Source organism: Paracoccus sp. (in: a-proteobacteria), assembly GCF_046289755.1.
GTDB lineage: Bacteria > Pseudomonadota > Alphaproteobacteria > Rhodobacterales > Rhodobacteraceae > Paracoccus.
The window spans coordinates 36,966-59,706 of the sequence record NZ_JBKBVD010000022.1; the positions used below are offsets into that span (position 1 = coordinate 36,966).

Below are 22,741 nucleotides of genomic sequence, written 5' to 3' on the forward strand. Positions count from 1 at the left end.
ATTTTCACCAAGGCAAAGGGTTGATCATGCGGCTTTATTCCATGCCCTCATCCGGGAACAGCTATAAGGTCCGGTTGCTGGCGGCGCTGGCGGGCCTGTCGCTGGAGCTGGTCGATTGCGAATACGGGTCCGAGACGCTGGCGGCGGCCAAGGCGGCGGGGGCGCTGCCTTTCGGCAAGCTGCCCGCCCTGCGGCTGGCGGGTGGCGAGACGCTGGCGGAATCGAATGCGATCCTGTGCTATCTGGGCGAGGGGACGCGGTTCTGGCCCGCCGATCCGGTCGCCCGCGCGCAGATGCTGGGCTGGATGTTCTGGGAGCAGTACAATCACGAGCCGGTCATCGCCGTGCGTCAGGCGCTGGTCAGCTATCCGCATCGTGCGGCGGATGCCACGCCGGAGCGGCTGGCCGATCTGCTGGAGCGCGGGCATGGGCTGCTGGCCGTGATGGAGGCGCATCTGGCGCGGCAGGGCTGGCTGGCGGGGGAGGCGGTCAGTCTGGCCGATCTGTGCCTCTATGCCTATACGCACACGGCGGGCCGCCGGGGCGGTTTTGACATGGCGCGGTTTCCGGCACTCGGGGACTGGCTGGGCCGGGTCGCGGATCTGCCGGGATATGTGGGGCTGAATGGCTGAGTTGTTTGCCTGGACCGACGGCGCGTGCAGCGGCAATCCCGGCCCCGGTGGCTGGGGGGTGCTGATGCGGGCGCTGGAGGGTGAGACGGTTCTGAAGGAGCGCGAACTGGCGGGCGGCGAGGCGGCCACCACCAATAACCGCATGGAGCTGATGGCCGCGATCAGCGCGCTGGAGGTGTTGACCCGTCCGACCGACATCGTGATCGTCACCGACAGCGCCTATGTCAAGAACGGCGTGACCCAGTGGATTCACGGCTGGAAGCGCAATGGCTGGAAGACCGCTGACAGGAAACCGGTCAAGAATGTCGAGCTGTGGCAGCGACTGGACGCGGCGCAGCGCAGCCACAAGGTCGAGTGGCGCTGGATCAAGGGCCATGCCGGACATGCCGAGAACGAGCGCGCCGACGAGCTGGCGCGCGCCGGAATGGCGCCGTTCAAATGACCCCCGAGGCGCTGGTCGCGGCGCTGGATTACGGCTCGGTGCTGGTTTTTGCGCTGACCGGGGCGCTGGTGGCCAGCCGGGCGCAGCTGGACCCTGTGGGCTTCGTCTTCATGGCCGCGCTGACGGCGGTGGGGGGCGGCACGCTGCGCGATCTGGTGCTGGGGCGCGAGGTGGTGTTCTGGGTCGCCCAGCCCGCCTATGTGCTGATCGCTGCCGGGGCCGCGCTGGTCGTGTTCTGGGCCGCGCATCTGATCGAGAGCCGCTATGTCTGGCTGGTCTGGCTGGACAGTGTGGCGCTGTCGGTGGCGGTGGCCGCCGGGGCCGGGGTGGCGATGGAGGCGGGCTTTGGCCCGGTGATCGTGGTCATCATGGGGATCGTGACCGGCACCTTTGGCGGGCTGATGCGTGATGTCGTGGGCAATGAGGTGCCGCTGGTGCTGAAACAGGGCGAGCTGTATCTGACGGCGGCCTTTGGCGGTGCCATGACCGCCGTGGCGCTGTCATGGCTGGGGGTCGCGGATACCGAGGCGCTGATCGCCTGCGCGGTGGCGGTCTGGGTGCTGCGGGCGGGCAGTCTGGTGCTGGGCTGGAAGCTGCCGCTGTACCGGCCCCGGCCGCCGCGGCGCTAGCGGTCGGTACCAGACCGCCATCTGGGTGCCGCCTTTCCGGCGGCGATGCCGCCCGACAGGCCGGCATTGGCCAGGTCCTGATAGTCCGGCCCGTCGTCATTGAAATTCCGGCCGAAAGCGCGTGTGACGAAGGCTGTGGTCGCGGCCATGTCGGGCGAGGTGAACGCGACATCGTCGATCTTCAGGGTGACGTGCCTTTCGGGCTTGATCCGGTGGCGGCGTGCTTTGGTCCCTGCGTCAGCGCAAAACAGGAGGGGCGCTGCGGCCCGCATCGGTGTTCTGGACCCCGGCGCGCAGGCCCTGCCCGATGCGATGGGCCAGTTGCGACCATGCGCGCGCGCTCCATGGGGGGAGGGTGCGGCGGAGGGATTCGTCGAAGAGCGCCAGCCAGAGGGTGAAATGCTCGGGGCGGACATTGCCCGCCGACAGATGGGCGCGCATCGGGCTGCCGTTATAGCCCGCGCGGTGCAGGATCGCCCCGGCCCAGAAGGCGGCGATGCGGTCCTCGTGCGCGGGCCAGTCGCCGATATGTTCGGCAAAGACCGGGGCCAGCACCTCGTGGCGGCGCACGGCGGCGTAGAAGGTGGCGACGACCTTGCGGATCTCGGCCTCGGTGATGTCGAAGCGGGGGGGGATGGCGCTGTCCATCTGTCGCATTTGGGCGGTGGCGGGGGTGGTTGCAAGGGGTTTTGCGCGGGTGCTAAGGGGCAGGCTCCGGTCGCAGCCCACCCGGTCAAAACAGGAGCAGATGATGAGCCATTACACCGACGCGCTGACCCAGCTGGGCGCCAGCGCCCCTCTGCCGCAATCGCCCGAAGAGGCCGTGCTGGAGCGGGTGCCCAATCCGCAGCCCGGCACCGCCTATCTGGTGCGCTTTACCCAGCCCGAATTCACCAGCCTGTGCCCGCTGACGGGTCAGCCGGATTTCGCGCATCTGGTGATGGATTACGTGCCGGGCGACTGGCTGGTCGAGTCGAAGTCGCTGAAGCTGTTTCTGGGCAGTTTCCGCAATCACGGCGCCTTTCACGAGGATTGCACCATCGGGATTGCGAAACGGCTGGTGGATCTGCTGGCGCCGCAATGGCTGCGGATCGGCGGCTATTGGTATCCGCGCGGGGGGATGCCGATTGATGTGTTCTGGCAGACCGGGGCGGTGCCTGCCGGGGTCTGGGTGCCCGATCAGGGGGTGCCCGGTTATCGCGGGCGGGGATAGGGGCGCGGGCGGGGTGGGGGGGGGGGGGGCCCCCCGCCCGGGGGGGGGCGCGCGGGGCGCGCGACTCCCCCGGGATATTTGGGTGAAGAAGAAGCGGGCAGGGGGTGCTTGCGGGGGGGCGTGGCGCTTTCTATAGAGGGCGCATGAGATTGCAGGCGCCCGTCCGTCGAATTAGCAGCCCGGTGGCGTGAGGTTTCACGCCGCCGGGTTTTCTGCTGCCTGCCGTGACCGACCGACAAAGGACCGCCCCCATGAGCGACGTGACCCCCGACTATCGCGACACCGTTTTTCTGCCGCAGACCGATTTCCCCATGCGCGCGGGCCTGCCTGCCCGCGAGCCCGACTGGCTGGCGCGGTGGGCGCGGATCGGCATCTATGACCGGCTGCGCGAGAAGGTAGCCGAGGGGGATCGGGCGCCGTTCATTCTGCATGACGGCCCGCCCTATGCGAACGGGCATCTGCATATCGGCCACGCGCTGAACAAGACCATCAAGGACATCATCGTGCGCAGCCATCAGATGATGGGTCGCGATGCGCGCTATGTGCCGGGCTGGGACTGTCACGGCCTGCCGATCGAATGGAAGATCGAGGAAAAATACCGCTCCGAGGGCCGCGACAAGGACGCCGTCGATCTGGTCGAGTTCCGGCAGGAATGCCGCCGCTTTGCCGATGAATGGGTCGCCATCCAGCGCGACGAGTTCCAGCGGCTGGGCATCACCGGCGCCTGGGACCGGCCCTATCTGACGATGGACCACCATGCCGAGGCGGTGATTGCCGCCGAGTTCATGAAGCTGGTGATGAACGGGGCGCTGTATCAGGGGTCCAAGCCGGTGATGTGGTCGGCGGTCGAGAAGACCGCGCTGGCCGAGGCTGAGGTCGAGTATAAGGATCATACCAGCCATACGATCTGGGTGCGGTTTAGGGTGGTAGTCGGGGGCGCATACGACATTAAGCCATCAGTGAGAGTTCCGGACAGTCTAGTGGACGCGTGCATTGTCATCTGGACTACGACGCCTTGGACTATTCCGCAGAACCGAGCGGTCGCGTTCAATCCAGAAATTTCCTATGGGCTATACGAGGTGAATGCTGTTGCAGAAAGCGCGACGGCGCAGGCGGGCGAGCGTCTGGTTCTGGCCGATGCGCTGGCGGGCAGCGTCATGGCATCCGCGAAGGTCACCGAGTTTACGCGTGTCGCCGATGTGACCGCCGCCGATCTGGAAGCGCTGGTGCTGGCCCACCCGTTCCGAGGCGTCGAGGGTGCAGACGGCGAATGGGATTACGACGTCCCCATGCTGCCCGGCGATCATGTCACCGACGAGGCGGGCACGGGCTTTGTCCATACCGCCCCCAGCCATGGCGATGACGACTATCAGCTGGGTCTGCGCTTCAAGCTGCCGATGACCTATAATGTCGAGCCGGATGGCAGCTATCGCAAGGATCTGCCGCTGTTTGGCGGGCAGGCGATCATTGCGCCCGATGGCAAGGACGGCCCGGCAAATGTCAGCGTCATCAAGCAGCTGGCATGGGCCGGCGCGCTGCTGGCCAAGGGCAAGATCAAGCACAGCTATCCGCATAGCTGGCGATCCAAAGCGCCGCTGATCTATCGCAACACACCGCAATGGTTTGCCGCGATTGATGCGCCGCTGGAGGACGGGATGGGGGAGTATGGCGCCTCGATCCGGGCGCGGGCGCTGACCTCGATCGACAAGCTGGTGAAGTGGTGGCCGCAATCGGGGCGCAACCGCATTCACAGCATGGTCGAGAACCGCCCCGACTGGGTGCTGTCGCGCCAGCGGGCCTGGGGGGTGCCGCTGACCTGTTTCGTCAAGAAGGGCGCGCGGCCGACCGATGCCGATTTCCTGCTGCGCAATGACGCCGTGAACGACCGCATCATCGCCGCCTTCGAGGCCGAGGGCGCCGATGTCTGGTATCGCACCGATTTCAAGGCGCAGATGCTGGACGGGATCGCGGACCCGGAGGCCTATGAGCAGGTCATGGACGTGCTGGATGTGTGGTTCGATTCAGGCTCGACCCATGCCTTCGTGCTGCGCGACCGCGAGGACGGCACCCCCGACGGCATCGCCGATGTCTATATGGAGGGGACCGACCAGCATCGCGGCTGGTTTCAGTCCTCGCTGCTGCAGGCCTGCGCCACGCGGGGCCGGGCGCCCTATCGCAATGTGGTGACGCATGGGTTCACGCTGGACGAAAAGGGCATGAAAATGTCCAAATCGCTTGGCAACACCATCGTCCCCGAAAAGGTGATCGCGCAATATGGCGCCGATATCCTGCGCCTGTGGGTGGCGCAGGCGGATTACACCGCCGACCAGCGCATCGGCCCCGAGATCCTGAAAGGCACCGCCGACAGCTATCGCCGGTTGCGCAACACGCTGCGGTTCCTGCTGGGCGCGCTGCATGGGTTCGATGAGGCCGAGCGGGTCGAGCCCGCCGAGATGCCCGAGCTGGAGCAGTGGGTGCTGCACCGGCTGGCGCAATTGGATCATCAGGTCCGCACCGGCTATGACCAGTTCGATTTTCAGGGCGTGTTCCAGACCCTGTTCCAGTTCTGCACAGTCGATCTGTCGGCCTATTATTTCGATGTGCGCAAGGATGCGCTGTATTGCGACGCCCCCGACAGCATCCGCAGGCGGGCCGCACGGACGGTGCTGGACATTCTGTATCACCGGCTGGTGACCTGGCTGGCGCCGATCCTGCCGTTCACCATGGAGGATGTGTGGCTGTCGCGCTTCCCGTCCGGGGATGACAGCGTGCATCTGCACGACTTCCCGGTGACGCCTGCCGACTGGCTGAACGAACCCCTGGCCGCGAAATGGGACCATGTGCGCCGCGCGCGCCGGGTGGTGACGGCGGCGCTGGAGATCAGGCGCAGCGACAAGACCATCGGCGCCAGCCTCGAGGCCGCGCCGGTCGTCCATGTCGAGGATCCCGAGATGCTGACGGCGCTGAAATCGGTGGCCTTTGCGGATGTCTGCATCACCTCGGATCTGGTGCTGACCGCCGATCCTGCACCGGCCGAGGCGTTCCGCATGGCCGAGGCGCCGGGTCTGGGCGTGGTGTTCGAACTGGCCGAGGGCTGCAAATGCCAGCGCTGCTGGAAGATCCTGCCCGATGTCGGCACGCATAAGAACCCCGGAGTCTGCGCGCGCTGCGATGCGGTGCTGGGATGACCGATGCCGGCCTGCGCGGGGGTGATCCCTGCGCAGGCCGGGCGGGCGTCTGATGCCCGCTTGACCCGGCGGGTGGGGCCGGTCATCGTGTCTTGCACAATGTGAAGGCAGGACCGCATGTATCAGCCCCATCCCGACCGCTATGACCGGATGACCTATCGCCGCTGTGGCCGCTCGGGGCTGAAGCTGCCGGCGATCAGTCTGGGTCTGTGGCACAATTTCGGCGAGGACACGCCGCATCAGACCAAACGCGACATCTGCCGCACGGCCTTTGATCTGGGCATCACGCATTTCGATCTGGCGAACAATTACGGCCCCCCGCCGGGCAGCGCCGAAGAGGCGTTCGGGCAGATTCTGCGCAGCGATTTCAAGGGGCTGCGCGATGAGATCCTCATCAGCAGCAAGGCGGGCTATGACATGTGGCCGGGGCCCTATGGGGTCTGGGGCAGCCGCAAGTCGCTGATTGCCTCCTGCGACCAGTCGCTGCGGCGGCTGGGCGTCGATTACGTCGACATCTTCTATTCGCACCGCTTCGATCCCGACACGCCGCTGGAGGAAACCATGGGGGCGCTGGATCATATCGTGCGCTCGGGGCGGGCGCTCTATGTCGGGATCAGCAGCTATAACAGCGCCCGCACGCGCGAGGCGGCGGCGATTCTGCGCGATCTGGGCACGCCCTGCCTGATCCACCAGCCCAGCTATAACATGCTGAACCGCTGGGTCGAGAATGACGGGCTGCTGGATGCGCTGGACGATCTGGGCATGGGCAGCATCGTGTTCACGCCGCTGGCACAGGGAATGCTGACGAACACGTATCTGCGCGGCATCCCCGAGGGCAGCCGCGCGGCACAGGGCAAGTCACTGGCGCCCGACTGGCTGAGTGACGAGATGATCGAACGGCTGCGGGGGCTGAACGATCTGGCCGCCGCGCGCGGCCAGAGCCTTGCGCAGATGGCGGTGGCATGGGTGCTGCGCGGCGGTCGGGTGACCAGCGCGCTGATCGGTGCCTCGCGCCCCGGACAGGTCGAGGATTGCGTGGGTGCGCTGGCCAACACGGATTTCAGCGCCGACGAGCTGGCGCAGATCGACGCGCTGTCAGCGGGCGGTGAGGTCAATATCTGGGTGCGCTCCTCCGAGGGTGCGGGGCAGTAGGCAGCAGGGCGGGCGTGCCGGGGGCCGCTCAGACCAGCCACCAGCCGTTGCTCTTGATCTGATTGCGGATCGCGCGTTCGTGCCGGGGCAGGGGGCGGCCCTCGAACAGGGCGCGGACCTTGTCGCGCCCCTTGTCCTGATAGATCAGCTTTCGCGCCGGTTCCCATTCCCGCAGGTGCGTTTTGATCGCCTTGTCGGCCACCGACGCCTCAAGGTGGGCAACCTGCGCCTCGCTGCCAAGCGCATAGAGCAGCGGCAGCTTGCGATAGTGAAAGGTGGTGCCGCCATCCAGCCCGTCCAGCTCGGGGCCGGGGCGTCCGCCGCCAAAGCTGTGGATCACCAGCGGCAGCACGACCTGATCCAGCCACGGGTCCATCACCTGACAGGCCAGCTCGTCATGCGGCGCGTCGCGCAGCTGCTGCGCCCAGTCCAGATAGCGGCGTCCGAATTCGACCGGATCGTTGCCCAGAAACCAGCCCGCGTTGAAATAGAGGTATTTTTCCCAATGCTCGTCCGGCTGGTCCGGATCGAGGCTGCTGGCGAAATCCAGTCCGAACCGGTCGTAAAGCGATTTCCAGATCGCGCCATAGCCCGGCCCGTAGAGCGGCGGCAACGGCCATGTCCCCTGCCTGCGCATCGAGGCCGCAGGGCGCGCAAAATCCGTGCGGATCGCGTCGATCGGGCCGGTGACCAGCGTGTCGCTGTCGAAAAAGAGGAACGGCTCGTCCGGGGGCAGCAGCGGCAGGGCTTCGATCTTGTTGCCTTGCGGGTAGGCGGCGCCAAAGACCTCTGCGCTGAAGGGCACGATGTCGGCGCCCAGTTCGGTCAGGATGCCGCGCGCACCCTCGGACATGGCGGTGTCGTGGCCGGTCCAGCCGCCATCGGGTTGTGGTTCGGCGATGATGACACGCCCGCGCCAGTCAGGCGACCCATGGCGCAGGCTGGCGAGGAAAATGATCGCCTCGAACTCAAGCCGTCCGGCTTGTCCGATGATCAGAAGATTGGCGGCACCGGTCTCTTGCATGGACAAAATACTCTGTAAATACCAGCGATACCGACAGGTTAGTCATCGCAGCCCGCCTGCGAAACCCTTCAGTTGCCCGATCGGACAAAAACGGCGGGCGCCGCGTTTGCAGCGCCCGCCGGGGGTCGGTTTCCCTGCATTCCGCAGGCAGAACATGCGCGACTGAGGCGTCTCTGTCCGGTTACGGCTTCAGCATGACCTTGCCCGCACGGCCCGGCGTCAGGCTGGCCTCCATCGCCTGCCGGACCTGATCCAGCGGGTAGGTGCCGCCGGTGTCCAGCGCCAGCGTGCCCTGAACCGCCAGCGTGACCAGTTCGGTGAGCAGACCGATGCGCTTGTCCGCTGCCATCTCGGCGCTGACACGCGACCCCCAGAAGCCCTTGATCGTGATCTGCTTCAGGATCAGCGCGCCCGAGGACAGCGGCATCGGGGCGCCGGTCGCGGTGCCGAACACCACCAGTTCGCCATCCGAGGCCAGCAGATCGACCAGATCGGCCGAAATCTCGCCGCCGACTGAATCGATGGCCGAAATGGCGCGACCGTCACCGATCATTGCGCGGGCCTGATCCTTCCAGTCCGGGGCCGAGGTTGACAGCACGTTGTCGATGCCCGCCGCGCGCAGTTCGGCGGCGGCCTCGTCGCGGCGCACGAGGTTCAGCAGGTGGATGCCGCGCGCCTTGGCCAGAATGGCCATGACGCGGCCGACGGCGCCATTGGCGGCGGTCTGGATGATCCAGTCGCCCTTGTCGGCCTTGAGCATGTCCAGCATCGAAATGGCGGAAAACGGCATCGAGATCAGCTGCGCGCCCATCTCATCCGAAATCTGGTCGGGCAGGGGCAGAACCCCTGCGGCGGGGGCGATGAAATACTCGGCCCAGGTGCCGTGGACGCCCGCGACCGCGACCCGCTGCCCGATCAGAGCGGCATCGACGCCCGCGCCCGTGGCATCAACGATGCCTGTGGCTTCGGACCCGCCGATGGCGCCGGGCAGGTCGGGTTTGTAGCCATACTGGCCCCGGACCGTCCAGATGTCGTGGTTGTGGATCGGCGACAGGGTCATCCTGACGCGCAGCTCGCCCGCGCCGGGTTCGGGCAGGGCGACGTCGCGCGCTTCGAGGATGTCTTTGGGTTCGCCAAACGTGTCGTGGACTGCGGCTTTCATTGCATTTCTCCGGTATGTGCGCCCGCTATCAGGCGCGATTTGGTATCCGCCAGCGCCCGCTCCAGCGGGATCTGATCATGGGACAGTTTCGACAGGATCGCGGCGCCCAGCCATTGCGCATAGAGCGACAGGGCGACGGCGTCGGGATCGGTCTGCGCGACCAGTGAGCCATCCGCCGCGCCGTCGCGCAGCAGCGCGGCCAGCGTCGCGGTCAGCGATTTGACGCCATCGTCCAGCACCCGGCGCATGGCCTCCGACAGGTCGGCCACCTCGGCGCCCAGCTTGACGACAAGGCAGGTGCTGACCAGCCCCGCCTGACGTTCCTGATCCAGCCATGCGCCGCAAAACGCCATCAGCTTGTCGGCGGCGGTGCCGTTCAGGGCCATCAGCGCATCCAGACGCGCCTGATAGTCGGCCACGTAATCCTCCAGCAGGGCCTGGCCGAACGCCTCTTTCGAGGGGAAGTAATAGTAGAACGACCCCTTGGGCACGCCGCTTTCCCTGAGCAGCACCGACAGGCCGACCGCGCTGAACCCGCCGGTCGTCACCAGACGGCGTCCGGTGGCAAGAATCCTCTGGCGGGTCTGATCCGATTTGCTTGGCTGTTCCATGGAGGGGGATATAGGCAGGAATAGACCAGTCGTCTAGTAGTCGATCGGTCTATTTTTTGCATGGCCGGTCAGAACGGGCCTTTTGCGGCCCCGGCGGTCCGGCGCGGGGGCGCCGGGAGGGGCGCACAGCAGGTGCACAGGGCGTACACAGCAGGTGCACAGGGTGTACACAGGGCGCGGACCTTGGGATTTCGGGTTGCAGGACCGGGGCGGGCCTCGGCATAAGGGCCGGACATGCGGTGCTGCGGTGCCTTTCGTGCGCTGCCTGTCATGCGGTGCGCGCGTGGCCTTGAGACCGCAGGCCCGACCAAGCAGGTGGAGACCATGACCAAGACCCCGAAGATCGCGATTGTCACCGGCGGGCTGTCCGGGATCGGCCGCGCCATCGCGCGCCGGTTCGTGGCGGACGGAATGACGGTTCATGTGGGCGCCCGGCGCGGCGACGACCCCGGCTTTGAACGCGACCTGCGCGCGGCCTTTGGTGCCCCGGTCACGGTCGGCGCGCTGGACGTGCGGGATACGGGCAGCGTCGCCGCCTTCGTGACTGCCGTCGTCGAACGCCACGGGCGGGTCGATGTGCTGGTGAACGCGGCGGGGATCTATGAAGAGGCGGCGGTGGACGGCCATTCCGACGGGCTGTGGGATGACACGATCGACACCAACCTGACCGGCACGTTCAAGATGATCCGGGCCGTCATGCCGCTGATGCTGGCGCAGAAAGGGGGGCGGATCATCAATATGGCCTCGGTCGCGGCGCATCAGGGCATGGCCGGGAACGCGGCCTACTGCGCCTCAAAGGCGGGGCTGCTGGGGCTGGGGCGCTGCGTCGCTCTGGAAGGCGCGGCTCATGGGGTCACCTGCAACAGCATCAGCCCGACATGGGTCGAGACGGAAATGCTGCAGCAGTTCATCGCCAACGACATGGCGCAATCGGGCAAGTCGCTGGCCGAGGTGCGGGCGACCTATGAAGCCTCGAACCCGCAGGGCAAGCTGGTCCAGCCCGATGAGATTGCGGGGCTTGCGGCCTATCTTGCCAGCGATGCAGCCCGCGCCGTGACCATGGCCGATTATCAGGTCAACGCCGGATCGCTGTGGTAGCTTCGGCCTGCGGGGCCTGCCGGAAGCGGTGGGCCAGCAGGGCCTTTACATCTGATATAGCCGCGAACGGCCCCTGCCCAGGCTGATCCCAGATCCGTTTCGCGGATGCGTTTTCAAAGCGGGCATCCGCGCGCAGGATGGTCGGGTTCTCGGCCAGCAGCCGGCGCTCGGCCTCGGTCAGGGGGGCGGTGGCCAGCCATGCCGCAATGGGCAGTCCGGTATCGACGGGCGCGCGCACCATGTCATCGGCGATCAGGTTGCAATAGCGCAGGCCGTCGGGCCGGAGCTGGCGCACAAGGACCTGCGCCGCCGCCCGCACATCGGTCATGTGAAAGCACATCCCGCGCGGTGTCTGGCCCGCGCGCTGGCAGGCCGACAGGATCGTCTCGTAAATATCCTTGGGGTTGGGCGCGTCCAGATCATAGAGCGAGGGCAACCGCACGATACTGGCCGCGATGCCCGAGGCGGCGATGGCCTGTTCGGCGGCGATCTTGGCCGCGCCATAGCCCGAGATGCCGTCAAAGGGCGTCGTCGGGCCTTCGGGGAAGGGGCCGCCCGTGTCGGGAAAGGCCGAGGTCGAGCTGGAGAACGCCAGCGACGCGCCTGCATCGCGGCAGAACTGCAGGACGGTCGAGATGCCCGCCAGCGACCATGCCTCCATCAGGGTGCGGTCCAGCGCGAGGTTCACCATCGCAGCGCAATGGATCACGCCCGAGACCTTGTCCGCCAGTTGCGCGTAGCTGTCCGGGTCCAGCCCGAAACGCGCATCCTCGACCGAGCCTGTCACGGCGACAAAGCGGTCTTCGGGGACGCCAAGCGCGCGGGCGCGGTTGGCCAGCCGGGTGACCGGGTCGTTGTTGCGCGGGCGCACGAGGCAATAGATCACCTGATCGGCGGGCAGTTCGCGGGCGGCGCAGGCCAGCACATGTCCGCCCAGAAAGCCGGTGGCGCCGGTCAGCAGGATGCCCTTGCGCTCAAACGCGCCCGGCTGCGGCGCGGGGGTGGCGGTTTCGGTCAGCAAGGCGTGCAGGCGCAGCAGGGGCAGGTTCAGCGCCCAGTCGAAATCCACCCGCTGCGCATAGGCGCGTTCCAGCGACAGCAGCAGATCGACGCACATCAGCGAATCGCCGCCCTGATCGTGAAAGGACAGCGCCGGGTCGATGCTGCTGACCGGGCAGCCCAGAATCCGCGCGGCGAATTGCGTCACCGGCAGCGCGTCGGTCTGGGTGTCGGGGGTGGGCTGTGCGGGGGCTGTCGGCAGCGCCTTGAAGTCGCATTTGCCGGAGACCGGATGGATCGGGATCTCGTCCAGATGCACCAGCCATGCCGGCACGCAATAGCGCGGCAGGCCCTGCCCCAAGGCCTCGGCCAGCGGCTGCGGCATGCGCTGCCAGCCTGCGCTGATCCCCCACCGGTCCGCGTTCTGCGCCAGTTGCGCGGCATCGGCGGTGTAGTAGAAGACCAGCACCTGCCCCTGACCCTCGATCTGCTGCACCCATGGGATCGCCTGCGCAAAGCCCAGCCGCGCGCCAAGCGTCTCGGTCAGTTCGCGGGTCTGGATGCTGTGGCCGCGCAATTTCAGCATATGTGCGACCCGGCCCAGCACATGGATATGGCCGTCCGCCGTCACATAGCCCTGATCGCCGGTGTCATAGAGCCGCTGGTCCTGCCCGTCGATGACCAGCCTGCGGAAGCGTTGCGCGGTTTCCTCGGGGCGGTTGATATAGCCCGGCCCCAGCATGCGCGGCCCCTCGAAATGCAGCAGGCCGGGCTGGCCGGGCGGGCAGGGCCGGTCGGCCTCGTCCAGCACCACGGCGCGCAGATGGGGCATGGCGGTGCCGACCGAGCCGCCCTGCGCGGGATCCGGGGCGCCGGTCAGGCGGGTGATGCTGATGTCATGGGTCTCGCAGATGCTGTAGAGGTTCCACAGCTCGGTCTGCGGCAGGCGGTTGCGGGCCTCGGCCACGAGGCTGTCGCGGACCACCTCGCCGTTCAGCACCACGCGGCGCAGCGGCAGGGCGGCGCCGGTGGCGGGGTCGATCGCGCCGAGGGTCTTTTCGAAGAAGGACGGCGTGAACAGCATCTCGTCAATGCCGCGCGAGGACAGGAAGGTGACCAGCGCCTGCGGCGACATCAGGTCGTTCAGGCCGGGAAAGACCAGCTCGGCGCCGTGGCGCAGGGGGCGGAACATCTCCCAGATGGCAAAGATGTAGATGCCGACCTTCATGCCGGGGGCATAGGGCGTGTAGGCGTCGCGCCAGCGATAGGACAGGAACGCCGCGTCATGGGTGACTGGGATGCATTTGGGGCGGCCCGTGGTGCCGGAGGTGGCGACCAGATAGATGCTGTCGGTGGGGGCGATGTCGGCGGCGCGCAGTTCCGCGCCTGCGGGCGGGTCGCGGTCGAGGCAGCTTTGGGCCGTGAGGATGCGGCAATGGCCGGGCAGCTGCCCCGGCTTGGGGTTCTGGCAGGTGACGATGGTGCCGACGCCCAGCTCGGCCAGGATATTGGTCAGCACCGCCTGCGGCATGGCCGGGTCCAGATGCACGAAGGGGCGCCCGCTGATGACGCAGGCCGACGCCGCCGCCGCAAGCAGCGTGCCCGGCATGCCAAAGAGGGCGACGGGGCCGTCATCGGTCAGCTGGCTTTGGAACACCAGCACGAAGCGGGCCAGATCGGCGTAGCTCAGGCGGTGGTCGCGGTCGGTCAGCGCGGGCCGGTCGTGATGCGCGGCAAGGGCGCGGACCAGTTCGGCGGGCACGGTCTGGCCCATGGATGCTGTCGTCGTGACCGGGCTGGGCATGTCGCAAAAGCTCTCTGAAACGTCGCGTCTGAGGCCCCCATAGGAGGGTCGCCGGGACTTGTCCACCACCGGCGCCGGTCGCTGCCTTTTGTCAGTTCAGAAAGCCCTCGGGGTCGAGGCTTTCAAAGCCGCGCCGCACCTCGAAATGCACAAAGCCGCCGCTGCCTGCGGTGCCAAGGCTCTGCCCGCCCGACAGGCTGTCGCCGCGCGCGACGGCCACATCGTCCAGCCCGGCATAGACGGTCATCAGGTCGCCGTCATGGCGCACCACCACGATGGGCGAGCCCGAGGTGTCGCGGGTGATCGCGGCCACGGTGCCGGTTCCGGCGGCGTTGACCTGCGTGCCTGCGGGGGCGGCAATGTCGATGCCGTCATTGCGGCCCTTTTCATAGACGCGGATGATCGAGCCTGCGACCGGCATCCGGAACCGGCTGCCGCTGGCCGCCGTGCGCGTGGCGCCCAGATCGGTGGTGGGCGCCGCCGGGCCGGGGGCTGAGGCCGGGGCGGTCGTCTCGGCGGGCAGGGGCTGGGCGGCCGAGGGCGGGCGCGGGGTCGCGCTGCCCTGTCCGGGGGCGGTGGTGGTGGTGGCTGCGGCCTCGCGGCGCTGGCCGGGCTGGGGGATCAGCAGGCGCTGGCCCACGCGCAGGTTCATATCGGCGGGCAGGCCGTTCCACGAGGCCAGATCCTGCACCGAGATGCCATAGCGGCGCGCCACCGACCATGCGGTTTCGCCGGCGGCGACGACATGTTCGCGCGGGGTGGCGGCTGCGGCGGCTGCGGGGGCCGCTGCCGGGGCAGGGGTGGCCGCCGGGGAGGCCGCCCGCGCCGCGCCTGTGGCGGGCGCGTTTGCAAACGGGTCGGTGACGGCTGCTGTGCTGCCTGCGGCAGGCGCGCCTGCCGCGCCGCTGACCGGGCGGGGCAGCACCAGAACCGTGCCCGCGCCCAGCTGGGTGTCGGCGGGCAGGGCGTTGTGGCGGGCCAGCTCATCGGCGCCAAGCCCGAGGCGCGCGGCGATGGTGGTGGGCGTGTCCCCCGCCTGCGCGACGACGACCTGTCCGTTGGCAAAGCTGATGATGCCGCGCGCGTCAGGCTGGGGGCGTGGGGGGGCGCTGGCGGCGGCGCTGTCGGTCGCCAGCCCGCCCGGCATCCAGCCGCGCAGATCCGGGTCGAACGCGCCGTTCGGCCCGCACGAGGCCAGCATGGCCAGCGCGGCGCCTGTCGCAGCGAACTGCGTGAAAACTCTGCTCATTATATACTGCCCTCAGCCTGCCATGTGCCGGGCGGGGGTCATGTCTGGCCCAACCCCTCGACCAGCGGAACGAATCTTACTTGCCGCAATTCGTCGTAATCGAACCCGGTGTCGGACCTTGTGACGCGGATCAGGGTCTGAACCGCGTCCGACTGGCCGACCGGAACGACCATGATACCGCCGATCTTGAGCTGTGCCAACAGCGGTCCGGGCGGATCTTCGGCGGCGGCGGTCACAAGAATGCGGTCGAACGGCGCCTGATCGGGCAGCCCGCGCGAGCCGTCGGCCACCTGTGCGGTGATGTTGTACAGCCCCAGCGTGCGAAAGATCGCCTCGGCCTCGTGGACCAGCCTGCGGTGGCGGTCGACGGTATAGACCCGGCGGCACAGGCCCGACAGGACCGAGGCCTGATAGCCCGAGCCGGTGCCGATCTCCAGCACGGTGTCGCGGGGGCCGGGCGCCAGAGCCTGCGTCATCAGCCCCACGACCGAGGGCTGGCTGATCGTCTGGCCGCAGGGAATGGGCAGCGGCGTGTCCTCATAGGCGCGGTCGGCGAACTGACCGCGCACGAACAGGCCCCGGTCGATCCGCTCCATCGCGTCCAGCACGCGGGGATCGGTCACCCCGCGCGAGCGCAGCTGGAACAGAAAGCGCATCTTGCGCTCGGCCAGACTGTCCTCGGGGTGGGGCCCGTTGCGGGGATCGTCGCGGGGATCGTCTTGGGGATCGTCCTGGGGGTCGTCCTCTGGCCCGTCCTGCTCCATCCCGTTCAGTCCTCTGCGCTGGCGCAGGCCAGCTGTAACGGCTTGTCGTCCAGCGCGGCGGCCAGTCCCTGCAACGAGGCGTGGCAGGTCAGATCCGCGCGCATCGGCGTGACCGAGACATAGCCGTCAAGGTTCACCGCCACATCGCTGCCCGGCTGCGCATTGGCCTGCTGCGAGCCGCCCGCGATCCACATGAAGCGCCGCCCGTTGGGCGCCACATAAGGCACCACGCCAAAGCTGCTGCCATGCCGTTTGCCCTGCGGCGCCACGCGGATGCCGCGCACGCGGGCGGCGGGCAGGGGCGGGAAGTTCACGTTGTAGAACAGCCGGAAATCGGCATCCGAGGTCCAGTCGCCGTGATCCAGCAGCTGCCGGATGACGGTGGCGCCATGCGCGCGGGCGCCCTCGAACGGGTCGGCCAGATCGGCGGTTCCGGCGCCCAGATATTGCGACAGGGCGATGGCGGGCAGGCCCTGCAGCGCCGCCTCCATCGCGCCGCCGATGGTGCCGGAATACATCGCGTTCTCGCCCGAATTGTTGCCGCGATTGACGCCCGACAGCACCAGATCGGGCAGCGCGTCGGACATCAGGTCGCCCACGGCGGCCAGCACGCAATCGGCGGGGCTGCCCTCGGCGGCATAGCGACGCTCGGACAGGCGGGCGACCATGGTGGGGTGGGAATAGCTGATGCAATGGGCGACGCCCGATTGTTCAAAGGCGGGGGCGACGGTCCAGACCTCGCCGCGCGGCCCGGCAAGCTGGGTGGCGATCTGGTGCAGCACCTCCAGCCCCGGCGCGTTGATGCCGTCGTCATTGGTGATGAGGATGCGCATCCCGTGGTTCCCCCTGCTGGCCCGCGGCCCGCGCCATGCGCGCACGCCATCGTGACCAGTCCTGATTAGCCGCCGCCCGCGCCTGCTTCAACCCGTTGCGGCAGGGGCGAAAGCGGTTTGACCTCAGGAGGGCAACGAGGCATCCTTGGCCCGGGGCAACCGGCGCGGCAGCATGCAGATCTATCTTCCCATCGCCGAGGTTTCGGTGAACGCCTTCACGTTGATCGGGCTTGGCGGGCTTGTCGGCGTCATGAGCGGGCTGTTCGGCGTCGGCGGCGGCTTTCTGATCACGCCGCTGCTGTTCTTCATCGGCATTCCCCCGGCGATTGCCGTGGCCACCGGCGCCAATCAGGTCGTCGCCTCGTCCGTGTCGGGCGTGCTGGCGCATATGAAGCGGCGCACGGTCGATTTCCGCATGGGCGGCGTGCTGCTGGCGGGGGGCATGGTCGGATCGGCGCTGGGGGTGCTGGTCTTCAACGTGCTGCAAAGGCTGGGTCAGGTCGAGCTGGTCGTGCAGCTGTGCTATGTGGTGTTTCTGGGCCTGATCGGCGGGATGATGCTGCAGGAGAGCATCCGCGCCATCCGCCGCGCCCGCAACCCGACAGCGCCGCGCCGCAGGCTGCATCAGCATATGTGGGTGCATCGCCTGCCGCTGAAGGCCAAGTTCCGGTCCTCGGGCCTTTATATCAGCATCATCCCGCCGCTGCTGGTCGGGCTGGCGGTGGGGGTGCTGGCCGCGATCATGGGCGTGGGCGGCGGTTTCATCATGGTGCCCGCGATGATCTATCTGCTGGGCATGCCCACCAAGGTCGTGGTCGGCACCTCGCTGTTCCAGATCACCTTCGTCACCGCCTTCACCACGCTGATGCACGCGGTCAGCTACAACACCGTCGACGTGATGCTGGCGGTGCTGCTGATCATCGGCGGCGTGGTGGGCGCGCAGATCGGCACCACGCTTGGCGCAAAGCTGCGGGCCGAGCAGCTGCGTATCCTGCTGGCGCTGCTGGTGCTGGCGGTCTGCGCCAAGCTGGCGCTGGATCTGTTCCTGCGCCCCGAGGATCTGTACTCGATCGCCGTGAGGGTGCGCTGATGCGGCAGATGGCCCTGACCCTTGCCCTGCTGCTGCTGCCGCCACTGACGGCGGGCGCGCAGGGCACCGGCCCGGACCTGCCGCCGCGGGCGGGGGCGGGCGATGCGCATCCGCTCTATCCCGATCCGGGGCGCCCGCGCGTGGCCATCCCCGAAAATCAGGGCCAGCCGCCCGAGCAGGTCGTGGCCGGGCTGTCCAGCGATTCCGTGGCCATCACCGCCAGCTTTGACGGGTCCGAGATCCTGATCTATGGCGCCATCCGCCGCGAAACCGCGATTCCCGACACGCCGCTGGATGTCATCGTCACGGTCGAGGCGCCCTCGCAGCCCCTGACCGTCTGGCGCAAGGCGCGCCGGGCGGGGATCTGGATCAACACCGACCGGGTCGATATCGGCGCGGCGCCCAGCTATTACGCGGTCTCGTCCACCGGGCCGCTGGACGAGATCCTCGATCCGGGCTGGGACAGCCGCTATCGCATTTCGCTGCCGCAGGCGCTGCGGGCCTTCGAGGGCGAGATCGAGGTCGAGGACACCCTGCCCTTCGCGCAGGCGCTGGTGCGGCTGCGCGAAGAAGAGGGCCGGTTCCGGCTGGACGAGGGCAGCGTGGTGCTGGTCGAGGACACGCTGTTCCGCGCCGACATCCTGATGCCCGCCACGCTGGTCGAGGGCGAATACAAGACCCGCATCTTCCTGCTGCGCGAGGGGCAGGTGATCGACGTCTACCGCGCGCCCATCGAGGTGCGCAAAGTCGGGCTGGAACGCTGGCTCTACCGGCTGGCCTTCGATCAGCCGCTGCTCTACGGGCTGATGTCGCTGGCGGTGGCGGTGATCGCGGGCTGGGGCGCCTCGGCCGCCTTCCGCAAGCTGCGCCGTGCCTGAGGGCGCGCGCAAGGGTCCTTGACGCGCGCGGGTTTTGCTCGCAGGACCGGGGCGTTATGGCACAGGGGATGACAGGGGGATTGATGATGGCGCGGACAGTTTATGTGAACGGCGATTACCTGCCGGAAACCGAGGCGCGCGTCTCGGTCTTTGATCGCGGGTTCCTGATGGCCGATGGCGTCTATGAGGTGGTCAGCGTGCTGGGGGGCAGGCTGATCGACTTTCAGGGCCATATGCTGCGGCTCAAGCGATCGCTGTCCGAGCTGGCGATCGCCAACCCGCTGTCGGATGACGACTACCTCGGCGCCCATCGCGAACTGCTGGCGCGCAATGGCATCACCGACGGGCTGGTCTATCTGCAGGTGACGCGCGGCAACCCGGGCGACCGCGATTTCGCCTATCCGCCAGAGGACACACAGCCGACGGTGGTGATGTTCACCCAGTCCAAACCCGGCCTTGCCGACGCGCCCGCCGCGAAAACGGGCTGGTCGGTGGTCAGCGTGGAGGACCTGCGCTGGGGGCGGCGCGACATCAAGACGGTGCAACTGCTCTATCCTTCGATGGCCAAGATGGAGGCGCGTGCGCGCGGCGCCGATGATGCTTGGATGGTCGAAGATGGCCGCGTGACCGAGGGCACCTCGAACAACGCCTATATCGTCAAGGGCAACACGATCATCACCCGCGAGCTGAGCCATGACATCCTGCACGGCATCACCCGCGCGGCCGTCTTACGCTTTGCCCGCGAGGCGCAGATGAAGGTCGAGGAACGCGCCTTCACCATCGCCGAGGCGCAAGAGGCCGACGAGGCCTTTGTCACCTCGGCATCGGCCTTCGTGATGCCGGTGGTCCGGATCGACGGCGCGCCTGTCGGTGGCGGCACGGTCGGCCCTGTGGCGGTGCGCCTGCGCGAGATCTATCTGGAGGAAAGCCGCAAGACCGGCATCTGATTGCGTCCCGCGGCAGCCGGGGGGCTTCGCGCCCCCCGGACCCCCCGCGGGATATTTGAACCAAGGCAAAATGCGGAGCGGGTGCCCTCATTTCATTTGCCTTGGTTGAAATATCCCGGGGGGAATCGCGGAACGCGATGGGGGGCTGGCCCCCTTGCGCGGCCTCGGCTCAGCACTGTGCCTTCGTCAGAACGCGCGCGATCACCCCGGACAGCCGGGCAGCCCAGGCCTGCTGGCCTTCGGCGGTGGCGATCAGGTCGTTTCGGACCTCGATCAGCAGGTTCGGGCGGTCATGGGCCAGCGCGTGGCGGTCGATGGAATCGCCCTCAAGATGCCCGTCATAGGGCTGGTTCTCGCCGGTGATCCAGCCCTCGTCCCGGCAGGCCGCGACCATCGCGGGGCCAAGCCGTGCGTCGCGATGCGAATAGAGGATGCCCACCTGCCACGGCCGGGGCGGGCGTCCGCGCAGCTGTGGCGTGAAACTGTGGATGGCGCAGATGCAGCGGGCGGGGTGGCGGTCGGCCAGCCGCGACAGGGCGGCGTGATAGGGGCGGTGCAGCCGGTCGAGGCGGCGGGCGCGCTCGGCCGTGTCAGCGTCGCGGTTCGTCGGGATGACGGTGCCGTCATAGAGGCGCATCAGCAGTGTCGGGTCGTCCTCGCCCCGGTTCGGGTCGATCACCAGCCGCGAGAAGTCGGAAAAGACCGCCGGGGCCTGCATCCGGGCGGCAAGGGCCGAGGCCAGCCCCGCCGCGCCCACATCATAGGCAATGTGGCGCGCCATGTCCGCAGGCGCGATGCCCAGATCGCCGCCGCCGACCCAGTCGGGGACGCGGTTTGTCGCATGATCGCAGGTGATCAGCCATCGCGAGGGGCGATCCTCGCCCTCGATCCAGAAAGCGCGTTCCGTCATGGCCCGGTCATCATTCATGTTGCAGGCTTGCTTACGACAGATGCGATCCAGACGCCAGTTGCCGCCGCGCAGCATTTGCGGCATAGATAGCGCTAAACTTGAGAGGGGCGGGATTATGAGACGACATCGCAATGTAAAGATCGTGGCAACGCTTGGCCCGGCATCGTCCGAAAAAGAGATGATCCGGGCGCTGTTCGAGGCCGGGGCCGACGTGTTCCGTCTGAACATGAGCCATGGCAGCCATGACGACCACCGCGAACGCTATAACGTGATCCGCGAGATCGAAGCCGAGACCGGCCGCCCCATTGCCGTGCTTGCCGACCTTCAGGGACCCAAGCTGCGCGTCGGCCCGTTTGCCAATGGCCCGCACGATCTGGAGGTGGGCGCCGGTTTTCGCTTTGACCTCAATGATGCGCCCGGTGACGGCACGCGCGTCCAGCTGCCGCATCCCGAGATTTTCGCGGCCCTCGTGGTGGGCAGCGAGTTGCTGGTCAATGACGGCAAGATCCGCCTGAAGGTCGATGCCTGCGGGCCTGATTTCGCCGATTGCACCGTGACCGTTGCTGGCGCGATCAGCGACCGCAAGGGCGTGAACGTCCCCGATGTGGTGCTGCCGCTGGCCGCCTTGTCCGAGAAGGACCGCGCCGATCTGGAATTCGCCTGCGAACTGGGCGCGGACTGGCTGGCCCTGTCCTTCGTGCAGCGCGCCGAGGATGTCGAAGAGGCCAAGGCCCTGGCCCGTGGCCGTGCCGCCGTGCTGTCCAAGATCGAGAAGCCTGCCGCCGTGCGGGCCTTTGACGAGATCCTCAAGGTCTCGGACGGGATCATGGTGGCGCGCGGCGATCTGGGCGTGGAACTGCCGGTCCATTCGGTGCCGCCGATCCAGAAGCGTCTGGTCCGCCTGTGCCGCAGCGCCGCCAAGCCGGTGATCGTGGCCACCCAGATGCTGGAAAGCATGATCGACAGCCCGATGCCGACGCGCGCCGAGGTCAGCGATGTGGCCAACGCCATCTATGAGGGCGCGGATGCGGTCATGCTGTCGGCCGAAAGCGCCGCCGGCAGCTTTCCGATCGAGGCTGTGCGGACGATGGATAACGTCGCCCGCTCGGTCGAGGCGGATCCGAACTATCGCTCGATCATCGAGGCGGCGCGCAAGGCCAGCCTTTCGTCGGTGCCCGACGCCATCGTGACGGCGGCGCGCGAGATTGCCGAGACGACCGATGTGGCCGCGATCTGTGTGTTCACGCAATCGGGCCAGACCGTCAGCCTGATCGCGCGCGAACGTCCGCGCGTGCCGATTCTGGCGCTGTCGCCCGAGGATGGCGTGCTGCGCCGGATCTGTCTGACCTGGGGCGTGCATGCCGTGGCAACGCCGCGCCTCAGCCGCTTCAAGGAGGCGGTCGTGAACGCCACCCGTGCGGCGCGCCATTTCGGCTTTGCCGACGAATCGCGCAAGGTGGTGGTGATGGCGGGCGTGCCGTTCAACGTTGCGGGCTCGACCAACATTCTGCGGATCGCGCCCTGCGACGAGCGCTTGATCTTTGCCAGCGACCCGGAATAAGCGGGTCTGGCGGATCATTCGGGGATAGGTGGCATGTCCGATCTTTTGTTGCTGGCGGGGCTGGGGCTGTGCCTTTTGTCCGTCATTCTGGCGGTGGTGCAGCTGTTGCAGACCCGGCCCCCGCGTGCGGCGGCGCTGGCTTTTGTTGCGGGCATCCTGCTGCTGTTCTGGTCCTTTGCCATGCAGCCGCAGCCGTTCAGCACCGACGGCATGAGCGATGCGGTTCAGCGCCTGATCGGACAGATTCCGGGCTGAACCCTCTTGTCATTTCGCGGGGGCGCGCATAAAAGCGCGCTTCCGTTCCCGTGCGGCCGGCCGATATGGCATTGCCGAGCCGCACGTTCACTCTGATGAAGGAGATGAAAATGCCGAAGATGAAGACCAAATCCGCTGCCAAAAAGCGGTTCTCGATGACAGCCTCGGGCAAGGTCAAGGCAGGTCAGGCCGGCAAACGCCACGGCATGATCAAGCGCTCGACCAAGTTCATTCGCGACGCGCGCGGCACCACCATCCTGTCGGATGCGGATGCCAAGATCGTCAAGAAATACATGCCCT

At 67.6% G+C, this 22,741-nt stretch carries 23 protein-coding genes; 13 read left to right on the forward strand and 10 right to left on the reverse strand.

Going from position 1 to position 22,741, the window contains the following annotated elements; genetic code table 11:
* The first annotated feature begins 26 nt into the window (after positions 1–26).
* From ACK41U_RS10125 to ACK41U_RS10135, 3 genes are read left to right on the forward strand one after another with little or no spacing between them, the layout of a single operon-like run.
* Entirely contained in the window at positions 27–632 is a 606-nt protein-coding gene (locus ACK41U_RS10125) for a glutathione S-transferase family protein (protein WP_409679257.1), read from the forward strand.
* Positions 625–1,074, forward strand: coding sequence for a ribonuclease HI (gene rnhA / locus ACK41U_RS10130; protein WP_409679260.1), 450 nt, complete (start codon positions 625–627; stop codon positions 1,072–1,074). The genes ACK41U_RS10125 and rnhA overlap by 8 nt, the downstream gene beginning before the upstream one ends.
* Entirely contained in the window at positions 1,071–1,703 is a 633-nt protein-coding gene (locus ACK41U_RS10135) for a trimeric intracellular cation channel family protein (RefSeq protein ID WP_409679263.1), read from the forward strand. Before rnhA ends, ACK41U_RS10135 begins: the two co-directional genes overlap by 4 nt.
* On the opposite strand, the gene ACK41U_RS10140 is transcribed toward ACK41U_RS10135, so the two are convergent.
* Positions 1,700–1,975, reverse strand: a complete 276-nt coding sequence (locus ACK41U_RS10140) for a hypothetical protein (protein WP_409679266.1) — start codon at positions 1,973–1,975, stop codon at positions 1,700–1,702. The two genes, ACK41U_RS10135 and ACK41U_RS10140, sit on opposite strands and share 4 nt — an antisense overlap.
* Positions 1,941–2,351: a group III truncated hemoglobin gene (locus ACK41U_RS10145; protein ID WP_409679269.1), complete on the reverse strand. Its 411-nt coding sequence runs from the start codon at positions 2,349–2,351 to the stop codon at positions 1,941–1,943. Before ACK41U_RS10145 ends, ACK41U_RS10140 begins: the two co-directional genes overlap by 35 nt.
* Positions 2,352–2,454: 103 nt before the next feature.
* Between ACK41U_RS10145 and queF the strand changes: the two genes are divergently transcribed.
* The 3 genes from queF (at position 2,455) to mgrA (ending at position 7,256) form a co-directional block, all read left to right on the forward strand.
* On the forward strand, positions 2,455–2,916 hold the full coding sequence (gene queF / locus ACK41U_RS10150; protein WP_409679272.1) for a preQ(1) synthase: 462 nt from the start codon (positions 2,455–2,457) through the stop codon (positions 2,914–2,916).
* Between the two features lie 251 nt (positions 2,917–3,167).
* The gene (ileS, locus tag ACK41U_RS10155) at positions 3,168–6,104 is read left to right on the forward strand and encodes an isoleucine--tRNA ligase (protein WP_409679275.1); all 2,937 of its coding nucleotides are present in this window, start codon (positions 3,168–3,170) and stop codon (positions 6,102–6,104) included.
* 117 nt (positions 6,105–6,221) lie between these two features.
* Positions 6,222–7,256 (forward strand): L-glyceraldehyde 3-phosphate reductase, encoded by a 1,035-nt coding sequence (gene mgrA, locus ACK41U_RS10160; protein ID WP_409679278.1) that lies wholly within the window; start codon positions 6,222–6,224, stop codon positions 7,254–7,256.
* Positions 7,257–7,284: 28 nt separating this feature from the next.
* On the opposite strand, the gene ACK41U_RS10165 is transcribed toward mgrA, so the two are convergent.
* From ACK41U_RS10165 to ACK41U_RS10175, 3 genes are all read right to left on the reverse strand, one after another.
* Positions 7,285–8,280 carry a hypothetical protein gene (locus tag ACK41U_RS10165; protein WP_409679281.1) on the reverse strand — a complete coding sequence of 332 codons (996 nt, stop codon included), beginning with the start codon at positions 8,278–8,280 and terminating at the stop codon, positions 7,285–7,287.
* A 181-nt stretch (positions 8,281–8,461) separates the two neighbouring features.
* Positions 8,462–9,442 carry a zinc-binding dehydrogenase gene (locus tag ACK41U_RS10170; protein WP_409679284.1) on the reverse strand — a complete coding sequence of 327 codons (981 nt, stop codon included), beginning with the start codon at positions 9,440–9,442 and terminating at the stop codon, positions 8,462–8,464.
* Entirely contained in the window at positions 9,439–10,053 is a 615-nt protein-coding gene (locus ACK41U_RS10175) for a TetR/AcrR family transcriptional regulator (protein ID WP_409679287.1), read from the reverse strand. Before ACK41U_RS10175 ends, ACK41U_RS10170 begins: the two co-directional genes overlap by 4 nt.
* A gap of 324 nt (positions 10,054–10,377) precedes the next feature.
* Here ACK41U_RS10175 and ACK41U_RS10180 point away from each other — a divergent pair, with 324 nt between their 5' ends.
* Positions 10,378–11,151, forward strand: coding sequence for an SDR family NAD(P)-dependent oxidoreductase (locus tag ACK41U_RS10180; protein ID WP_409679289.1), 774 nt, complete (start codon positions 10,378–10,380; stop codon positions 11,149–11,151).
* Here the strand turns inward: ACK41U_RS10180 and ACK41U_RS10185 are convergent.
* The 4 genes from ACK41U_RS10185 to surE form a co-directional block, all read right to left on the reverse strand.
* Positions 11,129–13,954: an AMP-binding protein gene (locus ACK41U_RS10185; RefSeq protein WP_409679291.1), complete on the reverse strand. Its 2,826-nt coding sequence runs from the start codon at positions 13,952–13,954 to the stop codon at positions 11,129–11,131. The two genes, ACK41U_RS10180 and ACK41U_RS10185, sit on opposite strands and share 23 nt — an antisense overlap.
* Before the next feature lie 91 nt (positions 13,955–14,045).
* Positions 14,046–15,203: a LysM peptidoglycan-binding domain-containing protein gene (locus ACK41U_RS10190; protein ID WP_409679294.1), complete on the reverse strand. Its 1,158-nt coding sequence runs from the start codon at positions 15,201–15,203 to the stop codon at positions 14,046–14,048.
* Positions 15,204–15,241: 38 nt separating this feature from the next.
* Positions 15,242–15,967 (reverse strand): protein-L-isoaspartate(D-aspartate) O-methyltransferase, encoded by a 726-nt coding sequence (locus ACK41U_RS10195; protein WP_409679296.1) that lies wholly within the window; start codon positions 15,965–15,967, stop codon positions 15,242–15,244.
* A 5-nt stretch (positions 15,968–15,972) separates the two neighbouring features.
* Positions 15,973–16,800: a 5'/3'-nucleotidase SurE gene (surE, locus tag ACK41U_RS10200; RefSeq protein WP_409679299.1), complete on the reverse strand. Its 828-nt coding sequence runs from the start codon at positions 16,798–16,800 to the stop codon at positions 15,973–15,975.
* A 172-nt stretch (positions 16,801–16,972) separates the two neighbouring features.
* Here surE and ACK41U_RS10205 point away from each other — a divergent pair, with 172 nt between their 5' ends.
* The 3 genes from ACK41U_RS10205 (at position 16,973) to ACK41U_RS10215 (ending at position 19,715) form a co-directional block, all read left to right on the forward strand.
* A complete protein-coding gene (locus ACK41U_RS10205; RefSeq protein WP_409679302.1) occupies positions 16,973–17,890 on the forward strand; it encodes a sulfite exporter TauE/SafE family protein in 918 nt (305 codons plus the stop codon).
* Positions 17,890–18,768: a TIGR02186 family protein gene (locus ACK41U_RS10210; protein WP_409679305.1), complete on the forward strand. Its 879-nt coding sequence runs from the start codon at positions 17,890–17,892 to the stop codon at positions 18,766–18,768. The genes ACK41U_RS10205 and ACK41U_RS10210 overlap by 1 nt, the downstream gene beginning before the upstream one ends.
* Positions 18,769–18,854: 86 nt before the next feature.
* Positions 18,855–19,715, forward strand: coding sequence for a D-amino-acid transaminase (locus ACK41U_RS10215; RefSeq protein ID WP_409679308.1), 861 nt, complete (start codon positions 18,855–18,857; stop codon positions 19,713–19,715).
* A 169-nt stretch (positions 19,716–19,884) separates the two neighbouring features.
* Here ACK41U_RS10215 and ACK41U_RS10220 read toward each other — a convergent pair whose 3' ends face one another.
* Positions 19,885–20,625: an N-formylglutamate amidohydrolase gene (locus ACK41U_RS10220; RefSeq protein WP_409679311.1), complete on the reverse strand. Its 741-nt coding sequence runs from the start codon at positions 20,623–20,625 to the stop codon at positions 19,885–19,887.
* Between the two features lie 115 nt (positions 20,626–20,740).
* Between ACK41U_RS10220 and pyk the strand changes: the two genes are divergently transcribed.
* The 3 genes from pyk to rpmI all read left to right on the forward strand — a co-directional run.
* A complete protein-coding gene (gene pyk / locus ACK41U_RS10225; RefSeq protein WP_409679314.1) occupies positions 20,741–22,186 on the forward strand; it encodes a pyruvate kinase in 1,446 nt (481 codons plus the stop codon).
* 33 nt (positions 22,187–22,219) lie between these two features.
* Entirely contained in the window at positions 22,220–22,441 is a 222-nt protein-coding gene (locus tag ACK41U_RS10230) for a hypothetical protein (protein WP_409679316.1), read from the forward strand.
* Positions 22,442–22,551: 110 nt separating this feature from the next.
* On the forward strand, positions 22,552–22,741 hold a 190-nt coding region (gene rpmI, locus ACK41U_RS10235; RefSeq protein WP_409679319.1), incomplete at its 3' end, for a 50S ribosomal protein L35.

What these genes read in the sequence shown, in the direction of transcription:
- ACK41U_RS10140 (WP_409679266.1), bottom strand. Translation starts at nt 1,975, where the DNA reads ATGCGGGCCGCAGCGCCCCTCCTGTTTTGCGCTGACGCAGGGACCAAA.
- ACK41U_RS10145 (WP_409679269.1), bottom strand. Translation starts at nt 2,351, where the DNA reads ATGGACAGCGCCATCCCCCCCCGCTTCGACATCACCGAGGCCGAGATC.
- ACK41U_RS10135 (WP_409679263.1), top strand. Translation starts at nt 1,071, where the DNA reads ATGACCCCCGAGGCGCTGGTCGCGGCGCTGGATTACGGCTCGGTGCTG.
- ACK41U_RS10220 (WP_409679311.1), bottom strand. Translation starts at nt 20,625, where the DNA reads ATGACGGAACGCGCTTTCTGGATCGAGGGCGAGGATCGCCCCTCGCGA.
- ACK41U_RS10230 (WP_409679316.1), top strand. Translation starts at nt 22,220, where the DNA reads ATGTCCGATCTTTTGTTGCTGGCGGGGCTGGGGCTGTGCCTTTTGTCC.
- ACK41U_RS10210 (WP_409679305.1), top strand. Translation starts at nt 17,890, where the DNA reads ATGCGGCAGATGGCCCTGACCCTTGCCCTGCTGCTGCTGCCGCCACTG.
- ACK41U_RS10215 (WP_409679308.1), top strand. Translation starts at nt 18,855, where the DNA reads ATGGCGCGGACAGTTTATGTGAACGGCGATTACCTGCCGGAAACCGAG.
- ACK41U_RS10170 (WP_409679284.1), bottom strand. Translation starts at nt 9,442, where the DNA reads ATGAAAGCCGCAGTCCACGACACGTTTGGCGAACCCAAAGACATCCTC.
- mgrA (WP_409679278.1), top strand. Translation starts at nt 6,222, where the DNA reads ATGTATCAGCCCCATCCCGACCGCTATGACCGGATGACCTATCGCCGC.
- ACK41U_RS10185 (WP_409679291.1), bottom strand. Translation starts at nt 13,954, where the DNA reads ATGCCCAGCCCGGTCACGACGACAGCATCCATGGGCCAGACCGTGCCC.
- ACK41U_RS10175 (WP_409679287.1), bottom strand. Translation starts at nt 10,053, where the DNA reads ATGGAACAGCCAAGCAAATCGGATCAGACCCGCCAGAGGATTCTTGCC.
- ACK41U_RS10125 (WP_409679257.1), top strand. Translation starts at nt 27, where the DNA reads ATGCGGCTTTATTCCATGCCCTCATCCGGGAACAGCTATAAGGTCCGG.
- rnhA (WP_409679260.1), top strand. Translation starts at nt 625, where the DNA reads ATGGCTGAGTTGTTTGCCTGGACCGACGGCGCGTGCAGCGGCAATCCC.
- ileS (WP_409679275.1), top strand. Translation starts at nt 3,168, where the DNA reads ATGAGCGACGTGACCCCCGACTATCGCGACACCGTTTTTCTGCCGCAG.
- ACK41U_RS10180 (WP_409679289.1), top strand. Translation starts at nt 10,378, where the DNA reads ATGACCAAGACCCCGAAGATCGCGATTGTCACCGGCGGGCTGTCCGGG.
- ACK41U_RS10195 (WP_409679296.1), bottom strand. Translation starts at nt 15,967, where the DNA reads ATGGAGCAGGACGGGCCAGAGGACGACCCCCAGGACGATCCCCAAGAC.
- surE (WP_409679299.1), bottom strand. Translation starts at nt 16,800, where the DNA reads ATGCGCATCCTCATCACCAATGACGACGGCATCAACGCGCCGGGGCTG.
- ACK41U_RS10205 (WP_409679302.1), top strand. Translation starts at nt 16,973, where the DNA reads ATGCAGATCTATCTTCCCATCGCCGAGGTTTCGGTGAACGCCTTCACG.
- ACK41U_RS10190 (WP_409679294.1), bottom strand. Translation starts at nt 15,203, where the DNA reads ATGAGCAGAGTTTTCACGCAGTTCGCTGCGACAGGCGCCGCGCTGGCC.
- pyk (WP_409679314.1), top strand. Translation starts at nt 20,741, where the DNA reads ATGAGACGACATCGCAATGTAAAGATCGTGGCAACGCTTGGCCCGGCA.
- ACK41U_RS10165 (WP_409679281.1), bottom strand. Translation starts at nt 8,280, where the DNA reads ATGCAAGAGACCGGTGCCGCCAATCTTCTGATCATCGGACAAGCCGGA.
- queF (WP_409679272.1), top strand. Translation starts at nt 2,455, where the DNA reads ATGAGCCATTACACCGACGCGCTGACCCAGCTGGGCGCCAGCGCCCCT.